General features: G+C 55.0%; 10 protein-coding genes. 8 read left to right on the forward strand and 2 right to left on the reverse strand.

What is annotated here, in order from left to right:
- Positions 1 to 190, forward strand: a 190-nt coding sequence (locus QQ91_RS02630; RefSeq protein WP_236096258.1) for a hypothetical protein, incomplete at its 5' end; no start/stop codon positions are given.
- 290 nt (positions 191 to 480) lie between these two features.
- Here QQ91_RS02630 and QQ91_RS02635 read toward each other — a convergent pair.
- The gene (locus QQ91_RS02635) at positions 481 to 621 is read right to left on the reverse strand and encodes a hypothetical protein (protein ID WP_166283887.1); all 141 of its coding nucleotides are present in this window, start codon (positions 619 to 621) and stop codon (positions 481 to 483) included.
- A gap of 261 nt (positions 622 to 882) precedes the next feature.
- On the opposite strand from QQ91_RS02635, the gene QQ91_RS02640 reads away from it, so the two are divergent.
- The 4 genes from QQ91_RS02640 to QQ91_RS02655 all read left to right on the forward strand — a co-directional run bounded on the left by QQ91_RS02640 (position 883) and on the right by QQ91_RS02655 (position 4,184).
- Positions 883 to 1,446: a photosystem I assembly protein Ycf4 gene (locus QQ91_RS02640; RefSeq protein WP_166283889.1), complete on the forward strand. Its 564-nt coding sequence runs from the start codon at positions 883 to 885 to the stop codon at positions 1,444 to 1,446.
- 266 nt (positions 1,447 to 1,712) lie between these two features.
- Positions 1,713 to 2,492: a peptidylprolyl isomerase gene (locus QQ91_RS02645; RefSeq protein WP_166283891.1), complete on the forward strand. Its 780-nt coding sequence runs from the start codon at positions 1,713 to 1,715 to the stop codon at positions 2,490 to 2,492.
- Between the two features lie 55 nt (positions 2,493 to 2,547).
- Positions 2,548 to 3,687, forward strand: coding sequence for a beta-ketoacyl-ACP synthase (locus QQ91_RS02650; protein WP_166283893.1), 1,140 nt, complete (start codon positions 2,548 to 2,550; stop codon positions 3,685 to 3,687).
- 242 nt (positions 3,688 to 3,929) lie between these two features.
- A complete protein-coding gene (locus QQ91_RS02655) occupies positions 3,930 to 4,184 on the forward strand; it encodes a hypothetical protein (protein ID WP_166283885.1) in 255 nt (84 codons plus the stop codon).
- Positions 4,185 to 4,262: 78 nt separating this feature from the next.
- Here the strand turns inward: QQ91_RS02655 and QQ91_RS02660 are convergent, their stop codons facing one another.
- A complete protein-coding gene (locus QQ91_RS02660; RefSeq protein WP_166283895.1) occupies positions 4,263 to 4,862 on the reverse strand; it encodes a phosphoribosyltransferase in 600 nt (199 codons plus the stop codon).
- Positions 4,863 to 4,956: 94 nt separating this feature from the next.
- On the opposite strand from QQ91_RS02660, the gene QQ91_RS02665 reads away from it, so the two are divergent.
- From QQ91_RS02665 to QQ91_RS02675, 3 genes are all read left to right on the forward strand, one after another.
- The gene (locus QQ91_RS02665; RefSeq protein WP_166283897.1) at positions 4,957 to 5,328 is read left to right on the forward strand and encodes a hypothetical protein; all 372 of its coding nucleotides are present in this window, start codon (positions 4,957 to 4,959) and stop codon (positions 5,326 to 5,328) included.
- A 225-nt stretch (positions 5,329 to 5,553) separates the two neighbouring features.
- Positions 5,554 to 6,681, forward strand: coding sequence for a hypothetical protein (locus QQ91_RS02670; RefSeq protein WP_166283899.1), 1,128 nt, complete (start codon positions 5,554 to 5,556; stop codon positions 6,679 to 6,681).
- Between the two features lie 5 nt (positions 6,682 to 6,686).
- Positions 6,687 to 7,633, forward strand: a 947-nt coding sequence (locus tag QQ91_RS02675) for an FAD-dependent oxidoreductase (protein WP_166283901.1), incomplete at its 3' end; no start/stop codon positions are given.

Below are 7,633 nucleotides of genomic sequence, written 5' to 3' on the forward strand. Positions count from 1 at the left end.
ACAAAGCGATCGCGCTTTAACCAGTCGTCGAGGACGTCAAACCATCCCCGTTCCGCTGGCGCGCGTCCGACAGCTATGGTCATGGAAACAAACCCTCTCGCTCGAACTCAAAAATTGCAAGATGCCTAGCGAATCCCTGGATCAGCCGCCAAAAAGAATAGGCTGCCCCAGTACCAGTGACAAATGCTAATTAGACATTATAAGTCTCACCAGTCGGCAGACTCTCAAATGTTTTGACCGATCCTGTTATTAAAGAAAGCATCGCCCCTTGCAGGAGCAACCGCCAAACATAAAACACCATTGATTATGACAGTGGCCCAAAGGTTGACTTCACGGCTGCAAAGATCGGACTTCAACACAGGGAGCCAAATTCAATGACGGTCAAGAATAACCCAGAGCCCACCACGATTTGCTAAGCGTCACCCGAAGGTGAGATGCATATTTCATTTGATAACGGAATTCTTACGAAATATCAAGTTTTCACATAAATCGCAAGAACTGAATGGTGTGGCTGATCCTGGAACGAATCGCCTGTTGCTGTCTGACATCCAGCACCCCATCGTCCGTCCCAGGGTCCATCGCGGGGGCGATGAGTTTGTGGGTCCAATGGACAGGTCCCATAAAACTTCATATTTCGACATACTTTGCCCCCACGGTTGGGTCCCGCTGCCACCAATCCGCGATCGCAGACCCATGAGGGTGCCCTCAGGCCTAGCAAGATCTGGGAAAGGTGCGCCATCGGCAAAGCCGACCAAATGACATTAAAATCATCAAAACGGCTCTCGCAAAGCAGGATCCGCAAGTGGAGGTTTCGACAAAAACGTCCTTGCCCCCCTGACTGTCATTCCTCAATCATCCCTCAATTAGTTGTCTCAATCCTTTATGACTGCTCAATTAACAGAAAATGAAAGCGTCCTGCGCTACCGCGTCCTAGGTTCCAAGCGATTCAGTAATATCTGGTGGGCGAGTATTATCTCCATTGGCAGTGTCGGCTTCCTTTTAGCGGGTCTGTCTAGCTACTTCCATCGCAACCTGCTGCCCATTGGCAATGCCACGGATCTTATTTTTATTCCCCAAGGGATTGCCATGACCTTCTATGGGATTGCGGGGAGTCTTCTTGCCACCTACCTCTGGTTAACCGTGATCTGGGATGTGGGCAGCGGCACCAACGAGTTTGATAAGCGACAACAACAGGTGAGGCTCAGGCGCTGTGGCTACCCTGGAAAAAATCGTCAGGTCAATATCCACATCCCCTTTGCGGATGTTCAGGCGGTGCGGGTGGATATTCGAGAAGGGTTAAATCCTAAGCGAGCTCTGTACCTCAAGGTCAAAGGCAAGGGAGACTACCCCCTCACTCGTGTGGGCCAACCCATTGCCCTGGCGACCCTGGAGAACCAAGCGGCTGAAATTGCGCGCTTCCTCAACGTGCCCATGGAAGGGCTCTAGAAAGGGCTCTAGTATGGATAGCCTAGAGAGGATGGCATTGCTCAATATGGCATTGCTCAATGCAGGGATGTAATCCATCCTTAGACGGGAGGCGGCATCTCGGGAATCAGGGCACCTCGCAAATTTCCCAGCGTCAGAGGGTATCTAGAGAGGACCCGGTGGGTTCGTCCGTGAAACGCCTCCTGGGAACACTGTAATGTGCGGTTTCACCTTTGTCCTCAATGTAAACCCTAGACCGATTGACCCAATTGGGCTGTAATAACCTTATGAAAGTTTTTTTTCTGTCCTGCGCTGCGATTACGCTCCTGTGGATGACCACGGCCTGTAGTACGGGGTCCTCCGTCAATTCCTCGGAGGCCGTAGCGGGGACTCGTAATGCTGTTACCCAAACTTCCCCAATGCCAGATCAGACTCCTAAAAATGTTGTCCCAGGCGCCATGTCTGCCCAGTCTACCGCTGGGCAGCCTCGACTTGAGGGCAAAGCCACCATTGTCATTAAGGTGCAGGGCCAGCCCATTACCATTGAAGTCGATGGCACCCAGGCGCCGGTTACCGCGGGCAATTTTGTGGACCTGGTCCAGCGTGGGGTCTACGATGGCACCAAATTTCACCGGGTGGTCAAAACCCCACAGCCCTTCGTTGCGCAAGGTGGCGATCCCCAGAGCAAAGACCCCAATATTGCCGAGAGTCGCTTGGGATCGGGTAACTTTATTGACCCCGCCACCGATCAGCCCCGATTTATCCCCCTAGAAATTACCCCTGCGGGTGCGGCGGAGCCAGTTTACAGCAAGACGCTAAAGTCGGCGGATATCACCAGCCCGCCTCAGCTGACCCATCAGCGCGGGGCGGTGGCGATGGCGCGTACACCCCTTCCAGACTCTGCCTCAGCTCAGTTCTACTTTGCGCTGGCGGATCTTCCATTCCTAGATGGCGACTATGCCGTATTTGGCTATGTGACCGACGGCATGGAGGTTGTCGACGGCATCCAGCAGGGCGATGTAATTGAATCGGCTGAAGTGGTGCAAGGCGCAGAGAACCTCCAGTAGGAATAACCCGTTAGGAATGACCCGTTAGGAATATCGTGAGGAAAACAGCGCGTCGATGACAACCACGGTTGTGGTGACCGGGATGGGATTATCCACGGCCCTGGGAGACCACTGCCAGGCTACCTGGTCCGGACTGCTGGCCGGCAAGACGGGGCTGGTTTCCCACAAACCCTTTGCGGACCTGCCTGCAACTGTGATGGGTTTGGTGCATCCCCCCGCCCCTGCGGGGCTGTCGGAGCTGTTGCTACCCGTGGTAGAAGCGGCTCTAGCGGATGCCGGATGGACGACCTTGCCTGCGGCGGAGGTAGGGATTGTGATGGGATCGAGCCGGGGAACTCAGCGTGAGCTGGAGTTAGAGGCGCAGAGGCCCCAGACCAACTGGATCGATTTAGTGGGAGAATCTCCCAGTGTCCAGGTGGCTCGTCATCTTTCAGTCTGCGGACCGATATTGGCGCCGCGGGCCGCCTGTGCGACGGGATTATGGGCGATCGCCCAGGGCGCGGATCTGATTCGCCACGATCACTGTAAAGTAGCACTCGTGGGGGGGGCGGAGGCACCCATTACTCCTCTCACACTGGCGGGGTTCCGAAAAATGGGCGCCTTGAGCGCGGAGGCCGCTCGTCCCTTTGACCAAAATCGTTCGGGCTTTTCCCTGGCCGAAGGATCAGCGTGTCTGGTGTTAGAGTCCTTGGTCCACGCCCAGCAGCGACAGGCACGGATTTACGGCACCGTTTTAGGGTTTGGAGCCACCGCCGATGCCTACCATGTGAGCGCTCCGAACCCGCGTCCTTTAGCGGCCCTAATTGCCATTCGTCAGTGCCTGGCGCGGAGTTCTCTCGCTCCCCACCAGGTGGATTTCATTCATGCCCACGGCACAGGCACCCGTCTCAACGATGCCGGAGAAGCGGCCATGATTGCGCAGTTGTTTCCCCATCGCCCCTTTGTAACCTCCAGTAAAGGCGCAACGGGACATACCCTGGGAGCCTCGGGCGCGATGGGCAGCGTCCTTTGTTTGCTAGCCCTGCGGCATCAACGGGTTCCACCCTGTACGGGGTTAACACAAAGGGATGCCGCGTTTGAAATTGAACTGCCTTTCCAAGCCGTTTCTGCTCCTCTGCAGCATGCGCTCTGCCTGAGCTTTGGCTTTGGCGGACAAAACGCCGCCATCGCCTTTACCCGCTCTGGAGAAAGATAAATATCCATTACGCAAATCTGAAAAAACTCTAAACTTATCCAACTCCCATTTTTGACGGTCAAAGCTAATCCCCAGAACCCTTTAGGGATGAATGATCCCCGCGATCGCGGGTTCCCAGTGAAACTACTATGTTGGTCAGACTTTTGTGCATGCACCAGGCTTCGCCCCCTCCCAGGAGAGGGGTGCCGCTGGTATCAGGACATTGATCCATGCACAGTCTTGAACACCGTTTTTAATAATCTATGGAAAACCTAAACGCTTCCCTGCAGGCCTGCCGATACTGCCAATATTATTCTCCAGAGGGCCGTCGCGGAGGTCATTGTAGTCAGCTAGGGGTTCCAGTGCAAGGGGAGTGGACGGCCTGTCTGCTGATGATCCCCACCTTTTCCCGGTCGCCAGAACACATCCCCGTCTATTGCCGGGCTGAGGGAGAAGAGAGTTTGGCCACGGTGATTATTCATCCAGCAAACCAACCCTGTTTGCCCCAGGTGGGATAGGACGGGGGGGAAATCCCAGGAATCCCAGGGGATTGAGATTTTTATTGCTGGTCAGAAAGGGCTGGAAAGCAAAGATTTCTAGACTTGAGGGCTGGGAGTCAAGGAGAGTCCTGCCCTTGACTCCCTAAGGTCCTCTGTCTCGTGTTGCTGGGCTAAATGATCCAGGGAGAGAGACTCATAATACTCAAAGGGCTGATGAATCCAGGGACTGTGTTCAAGATAGTGCACATAAAAATCTGGTGCGACTTTGGAACTGGCTTTCCACCAGAGAACGGCAGTCCGGTAGGTGTGGGTTTCCTGTCCATGGTGAGTTTTGATCCAGGCTAGGGTTTGATCGAGGGTTATACCTGAATCTAATAAATCATCCACGATCAACACCTGAGATCCCAACTGGGGAGTGGTCATGGTCAGGTGGTGAGCAATGGTTAAAGATCCCTGCACTTGCCCCTGCTGACCGCTGTAAGAGGCAGTGGACAAAATGGCGAGGGGGGTTTTGAAAATTCGTGACAGGAGATCGCCAATGCGCAATCCCCCTCGAGCTAAACAAAGGATTTGATCAAAGGTCCATTGGGATCGATACAGCTTGACCGCGAGCTGTTCAATGGCTTGGTGATAGTCGGCCCAGGAAATATACAGGTCAGAAGGGGTGGAGGGGGCTGCGGGAGAACGGTTAGACATAGGACGCTTGTCAGAAATTCAAGATTAAGACTAGGCTAGGTTAAGGTGGAGATTGCAAACCATGTTAATCCAGTCCTTTTGATCTCAATAACTTATGGATTCACAACAGGCATTCGATTTTTTAAAGAAGGGATTGCATGTCTCCTTGGGGGCGACAACCTCCCTGATTGAATCAGTGCAAGACCCGGTTAAGCGGGAGGAAAACCTAGCTCAGCTCAATCTTGGCTTTAATGAGCTAACCCGCATTTGGGAGGCCAAGGGTGAAACCACAGAGGCAGAAGCACGCCAGTTCATTGATTCAGTGGTGACCTCTCCCTCAGGATCCTCCGCGGCTTCTTCCCCAGCGGCCCCTATCTCTCAGCCGCTGGTGGACCCAGTACTCATTCAGGATCTGCAGGATTTGACGGTACAAATTTCGACCATGCGGGAGGAACTTGCTAAACCCCAGGATATGACGGTGGAGTAAACCCGCCGCCCGGTTGCCCGCAACCCCGTCCTTTGGACACCAATCTCTGAGGTACTGAAAACGTCGCTGCCTGGCAAGCGGCGTTTATTTATGGGAAGCCCCTGCAGCCTCTGGAGAGAAAGAATCGTCAGCAGGCTGTTCGTCTTTGAGCCATCGCGGTGAATACTAGTCCCTAGCATCCCCCCCCTTAACGCTAGGGGCAAAACCCGATAGGATGACGAAAATATGTCGCACTTATTGCCGAATAGCCGTCTAACCTTGAAACATGACTCCGTGAACGAGCCAGAACATCTCCCTGCGCATTGGATTCAGGACGAAGCCAATCGACTAATGGACGAACTGTTTGAAGGGTCGGTCTCGTCCAGTCGGCAGGACTCTTCTTGGGCCTATCTAAGGTCGGCTCCCAAGGATTGGTCAGAAGAAACATATTCACCGTTGCCGTCCTCGAACCTGGCCCTGTACGAGGAGCCCAGGTGGGACGAGTTGTTAGAGCCCAGCCGCGATCTAGATCCCGCATCATGGTCAGCCGATCCCTCACCCTGGATTCCAGAGGCGGAATCAGCGGCGGTCCATCGACGTCGTTTCCTTGCCCTCCTGGGGCTAGCCGGTCTGGTTCTTCCCCTAGGACTGTGGGGAAGCCATCAAGTTCTGCATGGGTCTCAAACGACGCCTGCGGTGGTGGCGACCCAGCCCCAAGGATCCGTTGCAGAGATGACATCCGATCAAAAATTTGCCGATTATGCTCAAAAAGCCTTTCGTCAAATTCAGGCCCGGTCTGCTGCACCCGCCACTACGGTCGCCTCAAGACCACCCACACTAGCCTATCCTCTCGGCATAATGTCCGCTTCAGTTTCAGGTGCGCCGTCCCAACCCCCTCAGGAAACCATTGCCCAGTCGCCCCCGACTCTTCCCACGGCAGATCAGTCCGCGCAAATGCAGCGCATGGCATTGCGGGTGGTTAAACCGACGCAAATTCAAGCCCCTCCGGTTCCTCCGGTAACCGGGACTTCTCCTGCAGCAACTGCCACTCCTAGCCGTTCCACGGTGGCCGGGTCTCCAGAGCCTAGCGGATCCCTGCCTAGCCTAACTTCACAAGCGCCAAACCCTACCTTGAGCTTAGCCAAGCTTCAGCCCATGGGGACTCCAGCCAATGCCAGTCATAAGGTCATTGGCATTGTTGAAATGGGCCTGCAATCCACACTGATGGTCTCTAGCAATGGCAGCTATCGTAATTTTCAGATTGGGGATACAGTGAATCAGCAGGGCTGGCAGCTTGTCCAGATCACGGATGGCAAAGCTATTTTACAAAAGGGCAGTGAGCACAAAACTCTCAGTGAGGGGCAACATTTTTAAAGCTGATGGTCGCCGTCTATGACCTGGCAATTTTAGGCGGAAGTCTTGCGGCCCGCCAACTGGCTGCACAAGCGACCGGCTTGTTTGCTCGCGTGGCCCTGATTGAGCCCGCTCAAGAGGACCATCGACCGGCTCAAAAAGCGGCGATCGCTGCCCTGAATTCCCCCAGCGCAATCGGGGGGAGATCAAGGGAGCCTAGCGCCCTGCAATCTCAGGCGGATTTTTGGGACAGTCTAGACTGGATCGAGCAACTGCCAATCCAAGAGCAACAGCTGCTTGAAGCCTATGCCCCCCAGGTCCTTGCTCGACTGGGAGTGGACTATATCCCGGATCAGGGGAAATTCCCACAGATTGAGGGCGCACCGCTGTGGGTCCAAACTACTCAGCGCCGCCTTCAGGCCCGGCGCTATCTCATTGCGGTGGCGGAGGAACTGGCTATCCCGCCTGAATCCTCAATCGATCCCGAGGCGATCGCTCCCCTGCATCATCTGGAGTCGCATCTGCGGCCTCTGCCTCGCTCTGCCCCCTTGGCCATGGTGGGGGATGGTCCCTGGACGATGGCCCTCGGGCAAATCTTGCAGCGTCGAGGCCATTCAATCTATCTGGTAGCCCCTGGGTCTTTGCTACCCCACGAAGATCCCGATGCCGCCTATCTGCTGCAGGGATGTCTGGAGGCTTCTGGCATACGGATCAGGACCGCAACCCCGGTGGAGGAGGCAAGAAAAACTCCACAGGGCGTTGTTTTAAACACTCGCCAGGGTCAGCTTCGGGCCGCGCTGCTGCTGGCGCCAGATTGGGAGAAGCCTTCTTTGAAGACCCTAGGTCTGAATCCCCAGCAGATACCCCATGGGTTTAGCGAAGAGGGATCCTCACTGCGGACGACCCCCCAGCTCCAAACCTGGCACCGCCAGATTTTTGCCTGCGGTTCAGCCCTAGGAGGTTATTCTTTACC

This window comes from Lyngbya confervoides BDU141951 (genome assembly GCF_000817775.3).
GTDB classification, from domain to species: domain Bacteria; phylum Cyanobacteriota; class Cyanobacteriia; order Thermosynechococcales; family Thermosynechococcaceae; genus Lyngbya; species Lyngbya confervoides.